Annotated in this window: 17 protein-coding genes and 1 tRNA gene; 5 read left to right on the plus strand and 13 right to left on the minus strand. The window is 46.2% G+C overall.

Going from position 1 to position 23,333, the window contains the following annotated elements; all coding sequences use genetic code 11:
- Nucleotides 1-1,175 precede the first annotated feature (1,175 nt).
- The 11 genes from ACWQXP_RS11710 to ACWQXP_RS11760 all read right to left on the minus strand — a co-directional run bounded on the left by ACWQXP_RS11710 (nucleotide 1,176) and on the right by ACWQXP_RS11760 (nucleotide 14,891).
- Nucleotides 1,176-1,853 carry a 4'-phosphopantetheinyl transferase superfamily protein gene (locus ACWQXP_RS11710; protein ID WP_454063057.1) on the minus strand — a complete coding sequence of 226 codons (678 nt, stop codon included), beginning with the start codon at nucleotides 1,851-1,853 and terminating at the stop codon, nucleotides 1,176-1,178.
- Between the two features lie 8 nt (nucleotides 1,854-1,861).
- Nucleotides 1,862-3,262: a 2-oxo acid dehydrogenase subunit E2 gene (locus ACWQXP_RS11715; RefSeq protein WP_454063058.1), complete on the minus strand. Its 1,401-nt coding sequence runs from the start codon at nucleotides 3,260-3,262 to the stop codon at nucleotides 1,862-1,864.
- Complete coding sequence (locus tag ACWQXP_RS11720; RefSeq protein ID WP_454063059.1) at nucleotides 3,259-5,220, minus strand: dehydrogenase E1 component subunit alpha/beta; 1,962 nt, start codon at nucleotides 5,218-5,220, stop codon at nucleotides 3,259-3,261. Before ACWQXP_RS11720 ends, ACWQXP_RS11715 begins: the two co-directional genes overlap by 4 nt.
- Before the next feature lie 49 nt (nucleotides 5,221-5,269).
- Complete coding sequence (locus ACWQXP_RS11725) at nucleotides 5,270-6,040, minus strand: acyltransferase (RefSeq protein WP_454063060.1); 771 nt, start codon at nucleotides 6,038-6,040, stop codon at nucleotides 5,270-5,272.
- Nucleotides 6,041-6,440: 400 nt separating this feature from the next.
- On the minus strand, nucleotides 6,441-7,631 hold the full coding sequence (locus ACWQXP_RS11730; protein ID WP_454063061.1) for a glycosyltransferase: 1,191 nt from the start codon (nucleotides 7,629-7,631) through the stop codon (nucleotides 6,441-6,443).
- A gap of 567 nt (nucleotides 7,632-8,198) precedes the next feature.
- On the minus strand, nucleotides 8,199-9,134 hold the full coding sequence (locus ACWQXP_RS11735) for an XrtA system polysaccharide deacetylase (RefSeq protein ID WP_454063062.1): 936 nt from the start codon (nucleotides 9,132-9,134) through the stop codon (nucleotides 8,199-8,201).
- 22 nt (nucleotides 9,135-9,156) lie between these two features.
- Nucleotides 9,157-10,215, minus strand: a complete 1,059-nt coding sequence (locus ACWQXP_RS11740) for a TIGR03013 family XrtA/PEP-CTERM system glycosyltransferase (RefSeq protein ID WP_454063063.1) — start codon at nucleotides 10,213-10,215, stop codon at nucleotides 9,157-9,159.
- Nucleotides 10,212-12,545, minus strand: a complete 2,334-nt coding sequence (locus ACWQXP_RS11745; RefSeq protein WP_454063064.1) for an XrtA system polysaccharide chain length determinant — start codon at nucleotides 12,543-12,545, stop codon at nucleotides 10,212-10,214. Before ACWQXP_RS11745 ends, ACWQXP_RS11740 begins: the two co-directional genes overlap by 4 nt.
- A gap of 183 nt (nucleotides 12,546-12,728) precedes the next feature.
- Nucleotides 12,729-13,334, minus strand: coding sequence for a polysaccharide biosynthesis/export family protein (locus ACWQXP_RS11750; RefSeq protein WP_454063065.1), 606 nt, complete (start codon nucleotides 13,332-13,334; stop codon nucleotides 12,729-12,731).
- A gap of 43 nt (nucleotides 13,335-13,377) precedes the next feature.
- Complete coding sequence (locus ACWQXP_RS11755; RefSeq protein ID WP_454063066.1) at nucleotides 13,378-14,034, minus strand: polysaccharide biosynthesis/export family protein; 657 nt, start codon at nucleotides 14,032-14,034, stop codon at nucleotides 13,378-13,380.
- A 780-nt stretch (nucleotides 14,035-14,814) separates the two neighbouring features.
- A tRNA-Arg gene (locus ACWQXP_RS11760) sits at nucleotides 14,815-14,891 on the minus strand.
- 441 nt (nucleotides 14,892-15,332) lie between these two features.
- Between ACWQXP_RS11760 and ACWQXP_RS11765 the strand changes: the two genes are divergently transcribed.
- The 5 genes from ACWQXP_RS11765 (at nucleotide 15,333) to ACWQXP_RS11785 (ending at nucleotide 21,368) form a co-directional block, all read left to right on the plus strand.
- Entirely contained in the window at nucleotides 15,333-16,355 is a 1,023-nt protein-coding gene (locus ACWQXP_RS11765) for a PA0069 family radical SAM protein (RefSeq protein WP_454063067.1), read from the plus strand.
- Between the two features lie 110 nt (nucleotides 16,356-16,465).
- Nucleotides 16,466-17,701, plus strand: coding sequence for a tetratricopeptide repeat protein (locus ACWQXP_RS11770; RefSeq protein ID WP_454063068.1), 1,236 nt, complete (start codon nucleotides 16,466-16,468; stop codon nucleotides 17,699-17,701).
- A gap of 980 nt (nucleotides 17,702-18,681) precedes the next feature.
- Nucleotides 18,682-20,208, plus strand: a complete 1,527-nt coding sequence (locus ACWQXP_RS11775; protein ID WP_454063069.1) for a YifB family Mg chelatase-like AAA ATPase — start codon at nucleotides 18,682-18,684, stop codon at nucleotides 20,206-20,208.
- Between the two features lie 274 nt (nucleotides 20,209-20,482).
- On the plus strand, nucleotides 20,483-20,695 hold the full coding sequence (locus ACWQXP_RS11780; RefSeq protein WP_454063070.1) for a hypothetical protein: 213 nt from the start codon (nucleotides 20,483-20,485) through the stop codon (nucleotides 20,693-20,695).
- A 241-nt stretch (nucleotides 20,696-20,936) separates the two neighbouring features.
- The gene (locus tag ACWQXP_RS11785; protein WP_454063071.1) at nucleotides 20,937-21,368 is read left to right on the plus strand and encodes a hypothetical protein; all 432 of its coding nucleotides are present in this window, start codon (nucleotides 20,937-20,939) and stop codon (nucleotides 21,366-21,368) included.
- Nucleotides 21,369-21,845: 477 nt separating this feature from the next.
- Here ACWQXP_RS11785 and ACWQXP_RS11790 read toward each other — a convergent pair whose 3' ends face one another.
- Nucleotides 21,846-22,076, minus strand: a complete 231-nt coding sequence (locus ACWQXP_RS11790) for a hypothetical protein (RefSeq protein WP_454063072.1) — start codon at nucleotides 22,074-22,076, stop codon at nucleotides 21,846-21,848.
- A gap of 83 nt (nucleotides 22,077-22,159) precedes the next feature.
- Nucleotides 22,160-23,191, minus strand: a complete 1,032-nt coding sequence (gene ltaE / locus ACWQXP_RS11795) for a low-specificity L-threonine aldolase (protein WP_454063073.1) — start codon at nucleotides 23,189-23,191, stop codon at nucleotides 22,160-22,162.
- Nucleotides 23,192-23,333 lie beyond the last annotated feature (142 nt).

The raw sequence follows: 23,333 nt of genomic DNA on the forward strand, positions 1-23,333 counted from the left end.
ATTTACGGCAGTCGTAAGACACCCTCCTCAATCCCCGAGAACGCGTCTCGCTAGTGGGAATGTCTGAACTCGTGGACTTGCTTTTCTGCTTGTCCTACCTCCATCTTTTCGGAAAATCTGCCGTAAACTTAACCGACGCTGGGTGGGGTGGAAGCTTTCTTTATGGACGTGTCAGGCATGTGTGCAGCTGAGATCAACTCAACGGTGCTACAGCCCTCTCCCTTGATGATGTAAGATGCTTAGATCAAGGCAGTTGTGCGACCCACACAAAAACGGGACGGGCAATAAAGGGATTTCGGCGTTGCTTCATGAAGAGGGATGTCGACTGAATCTCATCAGGACGAAAAAGATTTGATGGAATGAAAGCCTAGAGGCATCGAGGAGACAACCCAAAAAAGATCGACTCGGGCTCGATACTTTCGGCCTCAGTATGGGCGAGAGCTAACGGTGAGAGCTATGAGTCCGTCGCTCAACCTGCTGGGCAGCGTTGGCACGACGGTTTACTACAGATGGAAGTCATAGGAGAATGGCGACCATACGAGTTTGAATGGGGAAGCCTCGAGATGAACTTGCGAATGTCGAACTCTTTGCTACCCTTTGAGATGGGAAAATACTGATTGATGATGGGGGTTGAAAGTGAAAGAACGGTGACAGGGATACGTCAGAAGCTCGCTCTCAATGTCGTCTGAATTATAGGAGAACCAGGCAATTGTTTATCAAAAACCTGATAGAGCGGCGTTTAAAACCTTTCTGAGGCTGTTTAAAAAAACCGCCAGCAGCGTTCCCTGCCTACGCCGAAGCGGCTACAAGTCTACGCGCCGAAACGCTTCGACGTGCAGGCGCGCATGCAGGTCATTATTCGAAGACCCTGACGTATCGAAAAGTGTCCTTCGACACGATAGTTCCCGTGAGCAAACGCAACCTATCGGGCATCCTTTGTTGGGGATATGACGGCTCCTGCCGTGTCAATCGCAGATGTCAAAGCCTCGCGGCATGCGGCCTTGCTGGTCGTCTGTTTTGAACGGTCCCTCGATGCCGTATAGAACTCAGCAAAATCCATGTCGGATTTGTCTGCTAAAAACGAGAGAATGAATGATTCAACAGGCTTTCTCTCATGTGAGCACGTTCTCGAGTCCGGTCGAGACTACCATTACCCTCGGGGTTCAAACGTTCGTTCACACATTGGCTTGTTTGATCGTCATAGCAACTGCCATGAGTGACGTATGCGACATACTCACAGCAAAAGGTATAGGGACAGGAATTCCGTTTTGATAATGTCGGAAGATTGGTGGAGCCCCATTGCTGGAAACGACCTCTAGGTTTTTCATTTCTTCAGAAAGATATGACGATTCGCATTTTTTGAGTGCCTCTTTGGCACACCAGCGAGCGGCAAAATGCATACGCGGATTCTCTTGCAGTAAGCAATAGGCAATCTCAACAGAAGAAAATGAATTCGTATAAAACGAATCTTTCCAATAGTCATCAACTTTTGGAAAACTATCGACCATTTCAATGTCTATTCCGCAACTGAGGACAGGGACCGATCCGATGCGGTTCTCCCCCAACATTACAGAGGGCTTCACGTTTGCTCCCATCTTGACGCTCGAAGATGACGTATCGGTCTCAGCACCGTTGACAGAAACCCCGAGAACGGCCTCTTGCAGTTCACCATAAGTTTGTGCCGAATAGACCCCACGACATTTCACTCCAAGACGATGTCGAATGGCCGCATCGAGTTTAGCCCGAGCCAAGGAACCTTGCATGCGCCTCGTGGACAAAAGAAAATCTGCATTGACTGCATGAAAATCTGTTTCGAAAAGTTCAGCAACGATCTGTTTAAGTTCATGTTCCATACGAATGGCTACCAACCCCGTACGCAGACACTACACAAATACCCACGCTGACCATTTGGCTTCACCATTGACACCATAAAGTGATCCCAATGATCAAATTTATCCCATTCTTGAATTTTCCCAAGCGGTGTGAGGCAACGAGCACAGCTGAGTTTTTCCACATCTTCTGCCTCTTGATCTCTCGAAATATCTCCGGCCAGTGCGGCCTCGTAAGCTTGAAGATGTTCACCGAGTTCGCGCAAAAACTTGGCCGCTTGACGTCCTTCAGACACTTGATGATCAAACGCTAAAATCAGGTTAAAGACACCCTCTCGACTTCCAGGTGGGAAAAACTCTCCACCAACACCCAAGATCGCCGATTGTCCCTGATTGAGAAGTGGGTGAAACGCAAAGACGCCTTCACCTGACAAATCTGTGACCGTGCACGTTCCACCCTGAAGATGAGCGTTGGATAGCGTATTCCCGAGATAGGCGACCATCAATTCTTGGATTTCATTAGTGATCTCAGCAATACTTTTGGTATCTGCAGTCCGGATCACCGGGACCTTTAAGCCATGATCTCCATCAACAGCAAAACCAATATTCACTTCACTGTAAAAATTCACATGGCCATCTTGATAAAACGCATTGAACCATGGGTAATGATGCAATAAACGCGCGACTTCAAAAATAATGACTGCAGTGGCTGAGGCTTCGACCTGTTTATTCTGTTCAACCGCAGCCCGGAGCCCTCTAGTCGGAATAGCCACGGTAATGACGCTCGGCAATGCATTCTGATAACCAGACGTTAAATATCCAATTTCTGTTCGTTTGCTTTTTGACAGCTTTTCGGTTCGGTATGGTATATCCAACGCAGGGGTCGGAGAGGCAAGGGATCGCGGTCGTTCCCCTCTCGAAACAACCGGCAAAGACGATGGAGATGTCGACGAAAGCCCTTCACCTAATTCATGGAGAATATCTTCCGTTCTGACGAGACCTCGACCAGCAAAACGCTCACGCGGAAGACCTCGTTGCTCTAGCAATGCGAGGGCTTTTTTCGTAAAGTGAGACTGAGCTTCCTTCTTTGGAGGGACAACGTTAGGATCTTCGCCGTTTTGATGGGTATCCATGGACGACCTTGGAACTTCTGGTGTAGCCGGGGACTGACTCTCCACTCCATTTCCTTGGTCGTCACCTCGAATAGAACACAGCATCGCTCCAACATCGATATCACTTCCTGGCTCAAGTGAATACTCTAGGATTCCAGCAGCTGGGGCTTCAATTTCCATCACCGCTTTGCTTGTTTCGATTTCAGCAATTGTTTGCCCTTGCGATACCAGGTCTCCATTGGCAACAGACCAAGACAGCAGCGTCACCGACTCATCGTTCACATTATCCTGTGGAATAATAACTGGGGTATTATTCTTCATGAATTTATCATCTTTAAAGCCGTTGCTACCACGTGATGCTCACCAGGAAGACACTGCTTCTCGAGAGGTCCGCTCGACGGAATTGGGTGTTTCGGTGACGCGACTCGGCAGACCTGTTGCAAAATCCCTGGCTGATGTTCAGCAATTTGGGCCAACAGTTCAGAGCCAAGAGAGGCAAAATTGATTCCTTCTTCCACAATCAGAAGCTTGCGTGTCGTTTGAAGCGACTCGATCACCGGCCAAGGGTTGAATGGGTATAACTGGAGAGGGCAAATCACTTCACACAAGATCTCATGCTCATCACACAACTCCTGGATGGCACGCTCGACATCGATCAGCATACCACCGTAACACAACACCGTAAGATCAGGGGGACTCAATGGTCGTATACGCGTTGTGGGAAATTGTTCATGGCTGTGTTCAAGCAGGAATCCACCGGGAACCTGATCGCTAACACGAAGACCATAGAGCAATTTATTTTCAATGATGATCGTCGGTCGGTCGATGGAAACAAAGACTTCATCATAGACGAGCCCAGGGTCAAATCGAGAATGCAGAGCCAACATTCTGGTTCCAGGAAGACCCATAAAATGCTTTTCGATACTTTGACTATGCGTTGGTCCATAGCCACGCTTTCCTCCCATTGGAGTTCGCACGACCAAAGGCACACGCACTTGATCATTGTACATATACCGAAATTTAGAAGCATGGTTTAAGAGTTGATCGAATGCCAGACCCAGAAAATCACCAAACATGACTTCACACACGGGCAGTAACCCGTTCAGTGCCAACCCATTCCCCAATCCCACCAATGCCGATTCACTAATTGGCGTATTTCGCACACGGCCTGGAAACTCTTGGCTCAAATTTTTCGTGACTTTGAACGCTCCGCCATAGGGGCCTTCAATATCTTCACCAATCAAGATAATGTTGTCATTCCGTTCCATGTTTCGCTGTAACGAAAGATGAATCGCATTGACCATCCGATCAGTCGATGGGATGCATGTGGGTTCCCATTCAACAACGGTCGAAGTTGGGTCCTCCTCATTAACTTCACTCATCGCTGAATAAGGCGTTGCATCAGATTTCGATACCGCAGCATCAATGCTGACTCGGATCTTCCGATCCATTTCATCTATATCCTTAGAAGCAGTCTGTTGCCGGAACAGTTCAATAGGATCTTTAGCCCAGTACTCTTTAACTTCCTCAGGATCACGGTCATCGTCGCCTTTGGAATGAGCCATTAGCCGATAGGTATCAATTTGCAATAAAAGTGGTCGGCATTCGTTTCGGACATAATCTACTGATCTGGCGGCCGCAGCCATGAGGTCTTCCGTTTCCCAGGTATTCGCATGAGCACTTTTGATCCCAAACGCTTCACCACGCGTAAGAATGTTGCCAGCCAACGTCTCACGTTGGGAGGTACTCTGAGCGTAGTAATTATTTTCCAGGACAACCAGTAGAGGTAACTCCCACTTGGAGGCAATATTCAGCGTTTCGTAGAGCGCACCCTCACCCAACGTTCCATCTCCAATAAACACGACAGCAATGAACCCCGTTCCCCTCATTTTCTGAGACATAGCGAGACCTGCAGCCACGGGGACAATTCCACCTTGAATTCCATTACTATAGAATCCTTGAGAACAGATGTGCTGACTTCCTCCCCGCCCCCCACACATCCCGTTCTGTTTGCCCATAATCTCGCCGATCAGACCTTCCACATCACCAGTTTTTGCCAAATAATGACCATGACATCGATGATTGCTGAAAATAAGATCTCCATCTTTGAGTGACTCCGCGACTGCCACTCCAGTCCATTCCTGCCCAATACAAGTATGAACTGTCCCAAACAACCGACCCTCTTTGAATAATTCAAGCAGCCTCTGCTCTACGCTTCGAATGAGTATGGCTTTCGCGTAAAGCTGTAAACTCACTGGTGCCGACTTTTCAGAAATCATCGCTTATCCGTTCCGTTATAAATAGACGTAGACATTCTAGAGATACGAGCTACACTAAGGACTCACCTCGAGGAAGGAACAGAAGCTTCCTATTAGGAATGACAATGGCATAATCAGGAATATCTTCAGTCACCACAGCTCCCGATCCAATCACACATCCGTTTCCTATCCTCACTCCATCCTGAACAATCACCCCGGAACCAATCCAGACATCGTTTCCAATGAGCACTGGACCTTGCGAATAGAGTCCTTGTTCCATCATCGGGATCTCTCGGTCAGCGGTATGATAGCGTCCGCCACCAATATAACATTGCCCTGCCATCATGACCGATTGCCCTAAGGTAATCCCTCCAACCGAGCTCAACTGACATTGGCTCCCGATTGAACAAGAGTCTCCGATCACAATAGGGCCATTTTTGGCCTGAATAATCGAACTACGCGCGATCAAGACATCATTCCCAACTTTTATCCCGTGGGCTTCACTCCCTTTCGCATCCACCAGACAATAATCGTCAATTGCCACCCGGTCACCAAGTTCAATTTTCCCTGGATGACGGAGGGAAACATTTCTTCCCCATACCACTCCAGCCCCAACCTTTTTACACAATGAGGGGAAAAACTGCTTTCGGAGCAATAGCCCAATCGCGCCTGGGAGTGGCCCAAACAGCATCGTCAACAATTCAAACTTTAACAATGCGCCAAAACTGGAAGAACCAACAAAAAACATCTGGTACTTTTTCAAAGCCGAGGTCTCTGTTTCTGCTAAACTTTTGACGAGCGGCTTTTTAGCAATCGCCTGTTCGGGCTTTGCCGAAATCATGACATCTCTACCTTTATCATTCCCATACTCGCCTTGAACATCACCTTAAAGTTATCGGCCATGACGGGTTGCTCATTAAGCAAAAAGCATGCTTCTTTATATCGATGACGGCCAGCATTATCTTTGTTTGCATGATAACATTCCGACTTCAATAGGTGTGGTAAGACCTGTTCAAGAAATTTTGGGAAGACAGGCATTCTACGGTTCTTCTTTTAACCCCATCATTACTGTGAATTGATAGTCTATGCCTCAAGTTACTATTGTAAGGGCATTATCCAAATTAAGGAACCCAGCCTCAACCATTAAGGCCTACACATGCTCTCTCACCCAGACATTCACTGTCGGCGTTTAATAATCGTGAGATAAACACGCATAAATGAATGGCTTCCCTCAAACATCCTTACCCAGGCAAGGATGTTTTCTTAGGTTTATTCGTCACGACTTTCCCAAGCCAGCCGTACAGATCATTAACCTTTTCGCGAAATGCCGTATAACTAAACTTTTGTTCAACTAACTGCTTACCTGCCGCCCCAACCTTCACCGCAAGGTCCTGATCATTGATCAAGCAAAGCATACCTTCGGCAAATGAATCGGGGGACGGTTCAGCAAGTATACCCACTTCTCGATTGAGCACTTGAGTATGTGTTGGCAAATTCGTTGCCACAATTGGTTTTCCACTTTGAAGATAGGAATACAGCTTCATCGGAGTATTCTGACCTTTGATGCGTGGCGAAACCAAGATATCGGCTTCGGCAAGGAAAGAGGCAAGTCGGTAAATTGGTTTTGGGCCCAAAAAAGATACTCGCCCTCGCATTCCCAAATCATTGGATTTTTGCTGATACTTCTGAATATCAGTCTTTTCCCCACCCACAATGACAAGGTCAACATGATCCGCTTGTGACGAAATAAGAGAAAAGCTATCTAAGAGTAGGTCAATACCCTGATACATTTCCAAGTTCCCGACATACATCACCCGTAACCGGTCCTGCTGAAATTTATGGTCAAGCGAACCAGCCCCTAAAGGCGTGCTCTTCACCAACATGGGTACATCATGGAGTGTCAGGACACGGGGATGACCATGACTCAATGCAATTTTCCCAAGAGAATCACACACAGGTACAACAACAAGAGCGTGCTTTAAGGCGACTGACTCAACGTAGTTGAGGATAAAGACCACGGACTTTAAGATGGGGAACTTTTCAACCATTTGCTGCGCCAACGAGGAATCCATATCATACACATACGGAACTCCAAACAGCAGCTTGAGGACCAGAGCAATAAAAACAGACTCCTCCACAGCATGAACGATGTGGTACCGTTTACTCCATGAGAGCTGAACAGCTTGTACGGTCATCAGGACATCAGCAAACAATTTCTTGAAAGAAAAACCAGGAAGGATACCTTGCATAAACGGCATGCTTGGAATCCGATGCATAGTCAATTGGTCATACTCCACATCGCTTCCCTCATGATAGGTCAGTAAGTCGACCGACTCCTTCCGCTCAGCCAGCACTCGCAACATCAAATCGACAGCAATGGGAGTGCCTCGAGTTTGATAGAAGGGATGAGGAGCGAGAAATAAAATATTCATGGGATCGACCATTCTCGACACATGACATCAAGCCTATCCAAAAACCTTCTCAAAGACATCTTGACCAACATATGAGAGCTTTGGAAAATTCATGAGTTAGCATATCCGCCAACCTACGTGTCCTTAATTTGACTAACATTCTAACGTCTTTAGAGCTATTTAAAGTAAAAAGGTATCAGGAATTAGAGCAAAAACTCCAGATCGCACAGCAACTTCTGGATAAGCCATTCAAATATGACTCATGACCCCTCACATAATTCTATTAAATCAACATGATCTCACGATTGGCCTCAATGGAGAAACAATTATTGACGATGCACGATAAGTTTCTTGTTTTTTTGCACAATACATTTCGAGCGCAAGAGAATCCATGGCCGCTCATGAACCTTTACCCCGAACCGACGATACCAAGTCTTACACGAAGCAACACACGCATCAGTTCCTCAACGCTCTGATTTGTTATTTGATACAAAACATAGGCTTACGCTCAAGAGAAAAAAACGAACCCGCGCAGATCATGCATGAAGGGAATAAAGGTTATTCACGCGACTGTAAGTGAAGCAAAGCTTATTTAGGCGTATAGCTATTGGCTGAATCCGAATGACTAGGCAGACTCGCAAATGACTCAACCTCTTCATGTCGTTGGCCAGAACTTGAGTGCGGATCTAAAGAGTAAGAGAAGGAGGGAAGCGTTTCACGAATTGGAGAAAAACGAAAATCCTGAAGAAGCCAAGTCATCCGTTTTTGTGTTTTCTGGAGATTGACATAATGTCGAAACTTAGAAAGGAGCGAACCATTCATCTTGGGCTGCTCAGGATCAAGTTCCCAGGGGTGGAAATACATCACCAAGGGATGCCCTTCTCGTTCAACTTTGGTAAGAAACCAGCGAAATATCGAATATGGAAAAAGGCGAAAATATCCACCTCCTCCCACTGGAATCCGCGTCCAGCCAAGTTGACAGGTAGAAGGCGGGACCTCCCAAAGCATCCCTGAACTCGTATCGAGAGAATGCAAACTCGGACTGGAATCAGGAATCCCGTATGAATCATGCATGGCCGGAACGATGCTTGAGTCGTACAGAAATCCCTCCTCCACAAGAATCGGCAAGGCCCATGTTGTTTCCTTCGTGATCGAGAAGGTTGGAGCACGATAGCCGAGCACAGCCTGTCCTGTAATATCTTCAAGTATCTTTTTAGCGCGACGCACGTCTTCACGAAACGTTGCTGGATTTTGCACTGAAATAAGTTCATGCGAATAACCATGACAGGCGATTTCATGCCCGGCATTCGCAATACGCTTCACCATACCGGAATGCCGCTCGGCCACCCACCCCAAAATAAACATTGTCGCTTTGACGTTCGCCGAATCAAGCAACGCAAGAATAATGTCCGTACTCTTTTCGACTCGACTTTGAAGAACCTCCCAATGTCGACGCCGAGCAGGACAATCGAATGCCGCAACTTGAAAGTGTTCTTCAATATCAAAACTTAAACTATGAATCACGTTTCATACCCCGTTAAAAGTTCTAACGCGCTCCTGTCCCAAGCAAGACCACATGAAACGTCCGAAGCAATATGCGAATATCAAGCCAGAGAGAGAGATTCTTGACATAATAGAGATCGTATTGCAGTTTCATATGCGAGTCTTCTAATGATGCGGCATATTGAAAACATGTTTGAGCCCACCCTGTGATTCCGGGACGCACTGTATGACGAAGATCATAAAATGGTATAAACGTCCGAAGCTCTTGCACAAAATGCGGACGTTCAGGCCTTGGCCCCACAAGACTCATTTCGCCCTTCAACACATTCATAAATTGTGGAAGTTCATCTAATCGCAACCGCCTCAGCCAATAGCCGACCCTCGTTACACGATCATCTGAAACAGAAGCCCATTTAACACCATCATCTTCGGCATTGTGTCTCATGGAACGAAACTTTCGAAGAACATAGGGATAACCATGAAGTCCTACTCGAGTTTGCCGATAAAAAACGGGTCCCTGCGAGTCTAATTTGATAAGAGATGCAATGATGAGAAGAAGGGGAGCAAGAAGAAATAGCCCTAATGATGCACCAACCACGTCAACTAACCGCTTGAGAACCATCACCACAGGTTTGCGTCGGAAACCTTGTGAAAAAATCAAAAAGCTTGGTTTGAGCTCATCAATACTCAGGCGTCCACACTCTGCCTCATACATCCGATGTCCATCGACAACTTCAACACCGAGGGATTTAATATCCAGCAATGCATCCAATGGCATCGTTCCGCGTCGATCTTCAAAACAAACGGCAATCGTTTGCACACGATGATTCTCAGTGAGTTCAAAAAGTTGATCAATGGTCCCAATAACTGGAGGAATGGAAGACGCCGTACCAACGGTCGCCACGTTCTTCGACAAGAACCCAATCACATCAAATCGACTTCGCCCATGGGTGACCAACACTCTTGCAAGATTACTTGCCAATCCACCGTCACCAAGGATTAATACTCTCCTTCGGAGACCTAGGACTTCAAAGAGCCGCTCAATAAACCTAACGTGCCCCGACATCACATGCGGTAAATCACCTAAATGAGAGTCAATCATCCTCTTTCGCCAATGGCATACGGGACCTCATACCCTTGTCGCACATAATAGGGCATCCCTTGAGACCATGCATCGGTCAAGATTAAACGAGCCTGTGCTGTCGTCTTTAACATATCAGTGGCTTTCATGACGACATCCTTCGGCGTGCTTCCGGATCGAACGACAAAGAGGAGGATTTCAGCCAGACCGGTTAATGCATTGATATCAGCTAACGGAAGAATAGGGGGAGCGTCTAATAAAATATACCGAAAACGTGGCTTTAACGCATCAATGACCGATGCCAGTTGGGGAAACTTTGACAGAGGTACAGGAAACTCTTTGATATTTCCGACAGTAAGAATCCAAAGTGGACCGTCAGAGACTTGATGCATACAGGCCTCAAGTGGTTCTTCCCCATGAAAATACTCGGCAAGACCCGGCTCACTCGCTATGGACATGAGCTCATGTACAGCCGGCCGCTTAAAATCACAATCAATAACAAGCGTGGGTTCATTCAGATCATTGGCTAACGTGTAGGCGAGATTCGCAACCGTCGACGTTTTCCCCTCACCTTTCATGGAGCTTGTGACGAGAACAACCGTACTTTCTTGAGTCGAATGCATGAGATTCAGCCTCGTCGCAGCCACTCGAAATTGCTCTGCGACAATAGAGCCAGGCCTCCACTTTGCCACCAGGCCAAGTTCCTGAGGAAAACCATTTTTCGAATGATTTCCAGACTTCCCATTCGTGGTCTTTGCCGGAAAACCCTGCGGTAAGTAATGAGTGCTCAAACCCCGTTCATCATGAGGCCCAGAACTAAATTCCGATGATGCATGAGACAGACTTTTAAACGATTTCCCGTATGCAATGTGAAAACTCGGAATGGTTGCAAGAATAGGCAGTCCAATAGACACTTCCGCATCTTCAGAGCGACGAAACGTCGGCTTCCATTGTTCAAGAGCAAAAGCTAAGCCATATCCCAGGCCACATCCAACGGCAAACCCGGCAAGAACGATGAGGTATCGAGGAGGACCCTCCGGAAGTGTCGGTAAATTCGCAGGATCCAATATTCGAAATCGTTCAGCTTTCTGACGCTTCTCTAAATTTTCAGAGATTCGAGAACTGAGCTGTTTTTCGTGCAAACTCTGATAATTTTCCCGCATATTTGAATAGTCACGTTGCAAAACGAGTAACTCTTGTTCATATTGTGGAGTCACTTCAATATTTTTCTGGTACTTCGCCATGTCAACAGTAATGTTCTTTGATCTCGATTTCAGCGTTTGTATTTGCATTTTGAGTTCAGCTTGGGTGTTGATCAAGTCTTGAAGATACGGATCAAACTTTTGGGCCTCCTGCCCCAAACCATCAGTCAAGAAATCTTCGGCAAGAGAATCTTCTGCACCCAGACCGAGTGCGCCTCTCTCTTCTATTTCAGCTTCAAGCCGTTTAATATGATTCTTCAACGAAATGACATCTGGGTAAGAATCAGTATATTCCACCAACATTTTAGCTAAATCTTCTTTCATGACCCCCAAACGATTGGCGAGCGGATCAGCCGGAGTACTTGCGCCTCCCTGGATTGGATTAAAGCTCGACATATCTGCCATGGTCCCGGCCATGGACTCATAATCACGAATAGACTTTTTCGTCAATTCAACTCTCGTGCTCAGGTTATTCAACGATTCTTGAATGGACTCCTTTTCCGCTTGAAGTCGATCTAAACTTCGAAGATTGGTAGTCAGTTGTCCGGGAAGCTGACCGACATGTTGTAATTTAAATTCGCTTAACAATTTTTCCTTCGCGTCTAATTCTTTCCTCGCAATCTCTAGCTCCTGATTCAGAAACTCGGATGCACCTTCGACAAACTGCTCACGAATTTTCAAATTTTGATCAATATATTGAGAAGCAATTTTGGACGTTACCTTCATGGCCGTCATCGGATCGCCATGCGCAAATGAAATCGTAAACGACTCTAAACGGCCTCGAGAGCCTTTGGTCTCCAATGTGACATTTTTGGCAAAAGCCGCAATAACAGCATCATAGCCATCCTGCTTAATAATTTCAGGATATAAGTTCAGCTCTTCAATCACCTTTTGAAGACTTGTGCGACTCAGAACTCGTTGCGTGATCGTTGAAACCCGTTCAGCCACTCCATCTGCAACCATCGGCCGCACAATGTTACCTGGAATTTTTTGGTGTTCAACTAATATGGTCGTGGAGGATCGATATAATTCAGGTTGATTCCACGCAAAAATCCCAGACGCGACCGTGCAAACAAACACGATGCTCATGATCAACCACTTCCGGCGAATGGCGATATCCAGGAGTTCTTCCACATACGCCTGGATCATAAGATTGTCGCCACCGCTTGCACTATTTGAATTTGTGATGTTTCCTGATTCCATACGTGTTACGAGACGAATCGTCCCCCTAAGATAGAGTGCTCACCCTCAGTTCATAATAGACACATTTAAAAGCTATCGATTTGGCAGTAATTCGTTGAGTCTCTGTACGCTTACTAGCAACGCGTAGGGTCAGGGAACGACAATGGTATCCCCCGACTGCAAAGTGACATTGTAGGCTGCACCATCATCTGAAATAAGATCGTCATATCTGACGGGAATACGCAATTCCTTGACTTTCCCGTCACCATTCAAAACATTTCTAATAATCCGAATGTCATTCTGTGAAGCAAACTGCGTGAACCCTCCGGCGAGAGATACCGCTTGTAAAATCGTCGTATAGGATTTCATCTGAAGTTTTCCAGGACTGTTGACTTCACCAACAACAAAAACATAATAACTATTCACTTCAATAACATTCACAGACACAGCTGGATTTTCTTTAAACGCCTTGTAACGTTCTTCAATTTCTTCTGCAAGTTGATCAGCTGTCAGACCTGCCGCAGGGACATCCCCAATCAACGGTAACGAAACCTTCCCATCTGGACGAATGACGACTTCCTTGGAAAGATCTTCATTCTTCCACACCACAACATCCAACACATCTTCTGGACCCAAAAGAAATCCTTCTTCTGGAGGTCCAGGAGGAACAATGACATCAGGCCGAGGACAGCCCAAGAGCAGACTAAAAATAAAAACAATCAACAGCGCAAAGAACAGGTGCTTGCATCGGGTCATGTATTCCACCGCCTATCCAGAAAATTTTGTATTCGTAGAATGCTCAAGGTAACAACACCATGGTTTCTGAAGGCACGACAATCGTATCCCCAGGTTTGACAACAATATTTTCTGCCCCACGGAGGATAATATCGTCATAGTTCACGATAAGTTTGTCCCCCCCATCACCATTGACCCCTAATCGAAAAATGACAATTCGACTTCTGACGGCATCTGGTGTTAAGCCACCCGCCAAAGTAATCGCTTGCACCAACGTCGTGCGACTGAGAAGTGGAAGTTTCCCGCTTGTTCCAGTGGCACCTTGTACGTAGTAGTAATAACTATTCACGGCTTTGACAACAATCGCGATCGTCGGACTTTCTTTATAGGCACTCAAACGTTGAGTAATTTCCTCACGAAGTTCTTGAGTCGTTCGACCAACCGCCTTGACGTCTCCGATTAACGGTAAGGTAATACGACCATCAGGTCTGACGACCACTTCACGAGATAAATCTGTATTTTTCCATACACTGATTTCCAAAACATCTTCTGGTCCAATGATATATTCCTCTGTAACAATTAACGCGGTCTTCTCCGCTCGTCTCTCTGTATCATCAGGAGTAGCAGTCTCCTGGGCATAGCCTGTCCCGACACCCACAGTCATAGCAAATACGAAAATCATCACCACGACGGATCCACCTTTGCCTCTGCAAACTCTCATAATCTCACCTCGTCCCTGAGAGATACTTAACAAGTATTCTCATTTAATCGATTTCTATTGATACATCAGTGGCATAACAAATGTGCGTGCAATCCACCCCGTGCGTTCTCTTACTTCTAAAACATTAGACAACAAAAACTTTCTTCTATTAATGTTGGCAGAAATACAGATTCGGTTGCGATGTTTTAACCATCGCTGAATACTCGCTTGAGTTTAACGTGTAATTATACCTAGACAATAATAACCAGGAATCGATGGGGAATTATTGTAAAAGTATACTATATTAGTAGAAAGAGTGATACCTCTCAAGACCATGCCTTATCACGTATTTTTCCCATCCGCCGTATTAGGTCCTAGGAGACCCCTAACGGCCAGACCTATCCCACATCGACTCATCCTCAATGACTGACATGCAATACAAATACCATTCATATAAGTTAGAGTTTGCATGAGGACCAAACATTCCTTAATATCAGCCATTTTTATACAATCAACATAAAACATCAGACTGACAGTATTGAACCTTCCTACTAGTCATCCTTCGGTTACTTAGATACGAATTCTTTAACAAAAGATTCATGTGAAAAATATCGACACCCTAGAGGAAAATATTTTTTCTAACACTTTCAATTCAACTCTGGCTGGATGAAAAAATTGGTGATAATACTCCCCATCCGTACATAAACGCATACAGTGTCTTCAATAAGTTAAGAGAAAACCATGGATTGACCAGATCAATTGAGACCTGTCAATAAAACTTCCAGCATGAAATGAATGAAATGGTGCCCCCGAGACGATTTGAACGTCCGACCTCCGGTTTAGGAAACCGCTGCTCTATCCACCTGAGCTACGGGGGCAACGAGAAAAGCCTTTATTAACAGGCAACGACCTTAAAAGAAGTCTACAAGAATTCATGTAACCAAACAAGGAAACACCTTAAATAACAAGTATCATGGAAACACCAGGGTCGTGATCATACATGATCCTGAAAAGAGAATGGCCCCTCGCATCTTCATGATGACTTACTGACCGGATTACCGACAGATCACCCTGCTGACAAAAGATGCACCGCTTTGTGTAGATTGTTTTTGAGCAACATCATGTGTTCTTCTCGACACAAGAAAAAATGTTCAATCTGAGATCAGAAAAACAGTCTAGCCGACAGAGAATTCTTCGAAAATACAGAGAGCAACATATTCTCTAAAAATGGCCAAATCCATACATCATTTCATCAAAACACGTATCATGCAAAGGCTTATACATCCGATTGTCCTGAAGAAAAAAACGATCGTTCATTCATGAAAGTCATTTCCAATCCAGCAAATCGTTTCCTGTCAGAACAACGAGAGCTTCTCGACCCGACAACTCAGACGACAATCACCGTTTATCATGAAGACGCGAAAAACATCCTCAGTCGCAACGAAAGCCCTGACCTGCCTTTTCGCTGGAGTTTGAATCCCTATAGAGGGTGCTTCCACGCGTGCGCGTACTGCTATGCCCGACCAAGCCACGAATATTGGGGATTTGGGGCAGGTACTGACTTTGACGCAAAACTTGTCGTCAAAACAAATGCTCCAGAGCAACTCCGCCGTATCTTCAACAAGCGATCATGGAAAGGAGAATTGGTGGTCTTTTCAGGCAATACTGATTGCTATCAACCGCTTGAATCCACCTATCGACTCACCAGAGCCTGTCTCAAAGTTTGCCATGAGTACAGAAATCCAGTCGGAATTATTACGAAATCACCCCTCATTACCCAAGATCGAGATATTCTTCAGCAACTGCACGAAGACGCCTGGATTCGTGTGTACTTCAGTATCCCGTTTGCCAAGAATGAGACAGCACGAAAAGTTGAAACTCAAGCCCCGTCAATCTCACGGCGATTTGAAGCGATGGAGCAGCTTTCTCAAATGGGTATTCCAACCGCCGTCTCCCTCGCCCCAATCATTCCAGGCCTTAACGAACAGGACATTCCCGCCATTCTGAAGAGAGCACATGAGGCCGGGGCCACGGCCGCGACCTACAGCCTCCTTCGTCTCAACGGAAACGTGGAAGCCGTCTTTATCGAACGAATGACCCGACAATTTCCAGGCCAAATACAGAAAATCATACATCGCGTACGAGAATTGCGGAATGGCTCACTTTCAGAAGAAAAATTCTTCGCACGCCAAAACGGACACGGCCCAACCTGGCAGATGATTGAACAACTGTTCCAGTTGAGTTGCAAAAAATTAGGGTATCACACAAAGACTGACCAACCCATTCCTCAGACATTTCGACGACCAGGACCTCAGCAAATAGACCTCTTCCACAACATATAACAACCAGAAGCTTTTTCCTTTTCGAACTGACAACCATCAAATCAGTGGAGTACAATCGTCCGATAGACCACTTCGAAGAATTGTCAACGAATAGGAATCAGACACAAACCATGACTCACTCACAACCAACAACGAGACCAGACCACACGCTCAACCATTGGCTAATTGGCCTATGCCTTGTCCTCACAATCAGTCAAGGTTGCACAGAAGAAACCACGGTTTGGGATGAATATACCGAAAATGGAGACCAACTGCTCCAGCAGGGTAAATATTCAGAAGCGGAAAAAGAATACACCGCCGCGTTACAGGAAGCTCAAAAAGAAGATAATCAAGATTCTCGTCTTGCCAAAAGCTTAAACAAACTGGCCATCCTCCACGACGCCCAAGGTGAATATGAGCAAGCCGAACACTACTTAACGAAAATTGTCGAGATCTACAAAAAAGGTGGAAAATCTCAACTCCTTGACCTGGCAACGACGTTGAGTAACTTAGGAGCTGTCCATTACGCACAAGAACAATACGATAAAGCTCGACCGTTGTTTCAACAAGCCATTGAGATGAGAGAGCAGGAACTTGGAAAAGATCACAAAGATTTGGTCAATGACCTTAAAAACCTTGCCGGCCTCCACGCTCGCCAACACGAATATGATCAAGCCGAGCCTTACCTCAAGCGTGCTCTGAGTATCATTGAAAAGGTTTCAGGACCAGACAGCACCAATTTAGTTCCACACTTGAATAATTTAGCGCTTCTCTATCAAGCCCAGAAACGTCTGGATGACGCAGAAGTCTTGCTCCAACAAACTATTACCATTAATGAGAAATCCATGGGAGTCGACAACCCACGACTCACCGGCAGCTTAAACAACCTGGCCATGCTCTACAATGAACAACAAGATTACAAACAGGCTGAAGCCTTGTTGGAACGAATTCTGAACATCTATGAGAAAGCATTAGGGCCAGATAGCCCGCAAGTCGCTGCAAGCTTAAGTCAATTAGCCTCATTGTATCATGCTCAACATCAATACGATAAAGCTCAAACGCTCCTCGAGCGTGCTCGAGAAAGTCTTGAGAAAAAATTAGGAAAAGAAGATCCACGATTAGCAAGAATTCTGAACAACCTGGCGTTAGTCTATGCGACTCAAAATCAAACACAAAAAGCCGAAGAACTGTTTCAACACACCATCAGCATGATTGAAAAAACAAAGGGGAAAGATCATCCTCTCTTGGAGCGCACGCTGCGAAATTATGCCAGCCACCTCAAAAACAATAACCGTGACAAGGAAGCAAATTCACTCGAATCCCGCGCTAATGCCATTCGCGATAAACATCAACAAAAAAAAGCATAGAGTAAAATCACCGCTAACTGCCTGCAGCAAAGACAGCATCGAACACCAGCCTACTGCTCAGCGATGACTGAACCCTATACTCGCATTTTTACATTTTTCTGAATAAGGACATGGCAAGCACTGAGAAGACAAAAGGCTCCATGATCTGGCATATTTGATCGTCCAGACCAAGGATCGCGAGACACAGGAACAGCTTCATCAAGGAGTTGAATAATGGATGAGATGCATGGACGAGTCTTCAGTGTCATCGAGTGTAAGAATCCATCCTGCAGACAGAAGATGACGAGGGAAGGCTATCCAGACGACTGGCCAGACAATGAAGTTCCAGAAGACCGAATTCATTCAGATTGGCATAACGAGCTGACGCCCTTTTGCGTACATTGCACTAGCTGTGACCATTTCACAGGAAATAAAGTCGAGCGCTCCAAGAAAAGTTTTGAATGAAAACGCAATCAAGCTATTTAAAATAATCCTAAGCCTAACAATCAAAATCTCGCGCTAACAATTGTTCCCTTTTCAGACATTTTTCTACCATAAGAAGTCGTCTACTAAACTTCCCCCCATAGGGCTCTGCTCCTAAAGTCAGAATCCACAACTGAGAACTGAGCCCCTTTTAGATCACCTAATTATCCATTTTGATACGATACGTATCGAATTTGATAACATCATCACTACCAACAAACGTCCAATGGTCGAGCTTTTGCGTCACTGGTACAAAGCAATGACTCATACCTACAGGGAGTATCACACCCCAATCTCATAGTAGAAAATTTTGTAGATTTTATAGGAGGCAACACTACTTATTAGTGAGTACCAGACGTTTTTACAACAACCGGTCAGTCTATTTATCAATACCCCCTCTAATGGACGATGGAAGAACTACGTACCAAACATTCTTTTCATTGAAAAAAATTAAAAAGCATTCCTATACTCTCACGTGAGAGACCACAATGAGGTGGTCAAGATGTAAGGAGAAGTTTGTGCTAGCTAAAGTATTGAGCGCTGGCCTGTGGGGATTAGAAGCGCACTTAATCGAGGTCGAAGTTGATATCGGCGGTGGGTTACCTCAATTTTCGATTGTGGGACTGCCGGACGCTACCGTGCGCGAAAGTCGTGATCGCGTTCGAGCCGCCCTCAAGAACACCGGATTTAAGTTTCCGCCAAAAAAGATCACCGTCAACTTGGCTCCTGCTGGCATCAAAAAAGAAGGTGCCGGACTTGAACTTGCTATTGCCATCGCCATGCTGGTGGCGGAAGGCATACTTTCGCCAGACGTGGTTGAACGGTTTGTCTTTGTCGGTGAACTTTCACTCGATGGACGGATTAAACCTGTGACGGGGGCACTCTCAATCGGAATGGTGTGCCGCAACATTCATCCGTTGCTTCTTCCCGTTGCCAATGCCGAAGAAGCTGCCGTCATTGAAGATGCCACGGTCTATGGCGTTCACACCCTACCGGAAGTTGTCGAATTTTTGAATAGCTCCATTGTGCTAACTCCGACGCAACACCACACACGCCAGCCCATGTGGCCCGAAACCATATTGGACGAAGATTTTGCCGATGTGAAAGGACAACTGCACGCGAAACGCGCACTTGAGGTTGCCGCGGCCGGTGGCCACAATATCTTAATGGTTGGGCCGCCGGGGTCAGGGAAAACGATGCTAGCTCAACGATTGCCCGGCATTCTTGCTCCCATGCAGATGCAGGAACGCCTCGAAGCCAGTCAAGTCCATAGCATCGCAGGGACACTGGGCTCCAATTCTCCACTCATCACGACACGACCGTTTCGATCCCCACATCATAATATTTCAGATGCCGGACTGATCGGTGGAGGGACGATTCCCAGACCAGGTGAAGTCTCATTGGCTCATCACGGTGTGTTATTTTTGGATGAAGTGCTAGAATTTAAACGATCGGTGCTTGATGGACTTCGGCAACCATTAGAAAATGGAACCGTGACCTTAACCCGTGTGAACGCCACACTAACCTATCCAGCACGCATGATGCTCATCGCCGCTATGAACCCCTGCCCTTGTGGATATCTTGGCGATCGCAGCCATGAGTGTCTCTGCACGCCCCGTCAAATTCGTCGCTATCGCTCCCGCCTTTCTGGGCCATTACGCGACCGATTGGATATTCAACTGGATGTTCCGGCTGTTCCGGTTAGTGATTTATCCAAAGCTGTGGTAGGCGAGACATCTGCAGTTATTCGGCAACGTGTGACAGCTGCCCGGGAACGTCAAACGTCCCGATATCAAAAAGACCGGTTATTCAACAATGCACAACTCAAACCACGCCACCTACAACAATACTGTGAGATTGATCCGGCAGGGCAGAACCTGTTAGAACGTGCTGTTTCCCAGCTTGGGCTGTCAGCGAGGGCCTTTGGCCGTATTCTCCGAGTCGCACGAACCATTGCCGACTTAGCCGAATCCGAGATCATTGCTCCCCCACATGTCGCGGAAGCAATTCAATATCGGACATTTGATCGTCCCATAACCGTGTAGACCAACTAGGAGCCTGTCCGAGATTAGCGATCGTCACGAGGTTTTAGGTGAATGTCTAGACCACGATTGATGGGGGTCGACGGTCACTGAGACTAGACATTGGGTGCGAGGTTACGAAGATAGTCTGAATGTGCGGATCACAGGTGGTCTAGTGAGTCAGATTTTGCGATCGTTTGAGGCGTATAGTGGGGACTATTTAACAAAAGGATCGAAAAATCTGGCCAAATTCTGTGCAACCGCAGTAGATGAGTCGAATCTTGGATAGGTTCCTAACATGCAGTCTTTTAAAATCTTTCGATGGTGGTTCATGGTTGGAGCCATGATGGCCTTAGCCGTGATTATGATCCAAGGGGGAATGCGAGATTTGATGGTCGCTCAAGAACCTATATGGGATGCTAAATTAGTGGAGTTGGTCCCACCCATTGTGGGAGGAGGGCTTCTTGGGGGTTGCATTGCCCTCATATTGAACCGTATCAAAAAAAAATAGAATTGAATCTAGCTATTCCCCGTTGCTTGCTACGGGGTACCAAACAAAGGGAAGAGCTTGAGAAACCGTGGTGTCTCAAAGAGAATAGCTCTTCCTCTGAATACCCCGTTGCTTGCGGCGGGGATCTTTTATTTGAGCCTGTAGTTCGATTAAGGAGTATAATTCGATAAACCCGCTTGTATCCTCATTGAATTCGATTTTTGCACATTATGATCTTCACAGAGAAAGGAAAAATGAACGTATGGATGTCAAAGTAGGACCACATTGGTATCGAAATTCAGATGGAATCATAGAAATTGAAGGGCTCCCGCAAATTGAACTCCTTTTACGAAAACCAGAGGGCCCACTCGGCGTTAACTTTGCTATTTTCGACTCAGTCGGAAAGCTTCATGCCAAGGTAGAACGTAGTTCGATGGTCATCAATGAGCAAGGAACCTATGATCTTGTGAAAAGCGAAAAGCGATTTCTCCTTAGAATAAAAGAGTCAGGAAAGACCGTTCTTGACTTGCATCTCAAAGACGGGGGACACATAGAAATTCCACAGGGGGAATTTCATACACTGAAAGGCCATCTACTCACGATTACCCCAAAGGAATGGTCAGTTGAGAAAAGTAAAGGCAAGGAAGGCGAATCTGACATGAAAGGAAAGGCCGTAGCTGTCGCCTCAGAGTGAGGAGAAAACACGTCGCGTCTTTTGGCTAACGCTTCTGCTGGTCGCACCTATACATACATTTGCCTCTCCCGTCATCCCTAACCAACACTCGTTTCTACGTAAAGAGGACATTCGTTCATGACGTCAGACGTGGTACGAATATGGGAGTAAAACGGATACAGGCGGGAGAGATTCTAAATTTCTGCAGCTGGCGCGTGACAAGTCCCGTCACATATGGTGCAAGTTCGACAGGCAACTCCTTCACTCACCTGAGCTGGGCCTAACGCGCAGCTCAGATCAAGAGCCACGACATCACTTCCCTGAAAGGTCCAGAGGCGACCACACTTTTGGCAACAATACCAACTTGTATACCCCGGCCAATCTCGATCACGAACCGCCATCCATAACATCTTTCTTTCACATCGGAAGTTTCTCGACCAGCTGATCAACAATTCTGTCAATTCACCGATTCCCTTTAACTGCACTCGTCCCTGTTTCTTATTCCTGCATTACAGCCTGAATCTTTTCCTGGATGGTAGGAAACCATTCGTCAAATGGGATATCAGCATCCACCACGACCTCAAGCTTTCCATTGGGTAGTTTTTTAATCGACCCCGGACTTTCTGGTGAAAGCGGTATCTCCACCCACTCTCTAGAGAGATTCAATTCATCTGTTAATTCTAAAATTTTCGTGATTTGTTGAAACGACACAGCTTGCATCTTATTCACGTGTTCAGACTCCTTACATCAGGATAGATATGTGGACGAGTAAATTGTAGGAATGGTCCTGGCAGACTGTCAACGTTGCTCAGTTAGGTTGAGGAAAACGCTTTGGCAAACATGCGCCCCGCACTTTCAATATCCTCCGCGGACACATCCAAATGCGTCACCACCCGAAATGACCGATCACCCACGGAATTTAATAACACCCCAGCCTCCCGACAATGAGAAAGTAATTCATCCGTTGTCCCAAGTTTTCCGTCAACCTGAAACAGAACCATATTTGTTTCAACGTCGTCTGGGGAACACTGAACGCCGTGGATTTTGGATAATAGGTGCGACAAGCGTTTGGCATGTTGATGATCTTCAGTTAACCGCGCCACATGATGTTCTAACGCATAGATCCCCGCGGCCGCTAAAATACCAGCCTGACGCATCCCGCCACCAAACATTTTCCGCAATCTTCGAAGTTTGGCAATTCGTGTATCATCTGACACAATGAGTGATCCAACCGGAGCCCCCAAGGCTTTTGAAAGACAAAAGGAAACTGTATCAAACGGGCTCGCGTAATCCGCAGCCGAAATTCCGGTTGCCGCCACTGCATTAAAAAGCCGTGCCCCATCCAAATGCAAAGCCAATCCGTTCGATCGTGCCACGTCTGTTAATTCGTGAATCGTCGACAAAGGATACACCGTTCCTCCACCGCAATTATGTGTTTGCTCTAAACACAACAACGTTGTGGGAGGAGTATGAATATCAGGTTGTCGAATAACGGCCTTCACGTCTTCGGCTGCCAAAATTCCCCGCATTCCAGATATACATGTCAGTTGCACACCGGACAACGAAGACGCGGATCCTCCCTCGTATCGAATGATGTGCGACGAACTTTCCACGATAACTTCATCTCCTGGTCGCGTATGCAATCGAATGGAGAGTTGATTCCCCATGACCCCGGATGGTACGAACAGACCAGCATCTTTTCCGAGAAGTTCCGCAGCCATTTGTTCGAGTCGATTGACGGTCGGATCTTCTCCGTACACATCATCACCAACATCAGCATGGGCCATCGCCTCACGCATCTCCGGTGATGGTTTCGTTACGGTATCACTTCGTAAATCAATCATGGGCATTCCTTATATTGTATTTGCACCAACCTTCAATAAAAGAGGTTCTATAAAAATTGTACGAAAGAGCGGCAGGTCCACACAAGCAAACAACCATCAACCCATCGGGTTCAACGCAGAGTATGAATGATGATGGTCCGTT

Source organism: Candidatus Nitrospira salsa (assembly GCF_965152625.1).

Coding starts and splice junctions, on each gene's coding strand:
- ACWQXP_RS11710 (WP_454063057.1), bottom strand. CDS start 1,853: ATGGAACATGAACTTAAACAGATCGTTGCTGAACTTTTCGAAACAGAT.
- ACWQXP_RS11715 (WP_454063058.1), bottom strand. CDS start 3,262: ATGAAGAATAATACCCCAGTTATTATTCCACAGGATAATGTGAACGAT.
- ACWQXP_RS11720 (WP_454063059.1), bottom strand. CDS start 5,220: ATGATTTCTGAAAAGTCGGCACCAGTGAGTTTACAGCTTTACGCGAAA.
- ACWQXP_RS11725 (WP_454063060.1), bottom strand. CDS start 6,040: ATGATTTCGGCAAAGCCCGAACAGGCGATTGCTAAAAAGCCGCTCGTC.
- ACWQXP_RS11730 (WP_454063061.1), bottom strand. CDS start 7,631: ATGAATATTTTATTTCTCGCTCCTCATCCCTTCTATCAAACTCGAGGC.
- ACWQXP_RS11740 (WP_454063063.1), bottom strand. CDS start 10,215: ATGATTGACTCTCATTTAGGTGATTTACCGCATGTGATGTCGGGGCAC.
- ACWQXP_RS11745 (WP_454063064.1), bottom strand. CDS start 12,545: ATGATCCAGGCGTATGTGGAAGAACTCCTGGATATCGCCATTCGCCGG.
- ACWQXP_RS11750 (WP_454063065.1), bottom strand. CDS start 13,334: ATGACCCGATGCAAGCACCTGTTCTTTGCGCTGTTGATTGTTTTTATT.
- ACWQXP_RS11755 (WP_454063066.1), bottom strand. CDS start 14,034: ATGAGAGTTTGCAGAGGCAAAGGTGGATCCGTCGTGGTGATGATTTTC.
- ACWQXP_RS11765 (WP_454063067.1), top strand. CDS start 15,333: ATGAAAGTCATTTCCAATCCAGCAAATCGTTTCCTGTCAGAACAACGA.
- ACWQXP_RS11770 (WP_454063068.1), top strand. CDS start 16,466: ATGACTCACTCACAACCAACAACGAGACCAGACCACACGCTCAACCAT.
- ACWQXP_RS11780 (WP_454063070.1), top strand. CDS start 20,483: ATGCAGTCTTTTAAAATCTTTCGATGGTGGTTCATGGTTGGAGCCATG.
- ACWQXP_RS11785 (WP_454063071.1), top strand. CDS start 20,937: ATGGATGTCAAAGTAGGACCACATTGGTATCGAAATTCAGATGGAATC.
- ltaE (WP_454063073.1), bottom strand. CDS start 23,191: ATGATTGATTTACGAAGTGATACCGTAACGAAACCATCACCGGAGATG.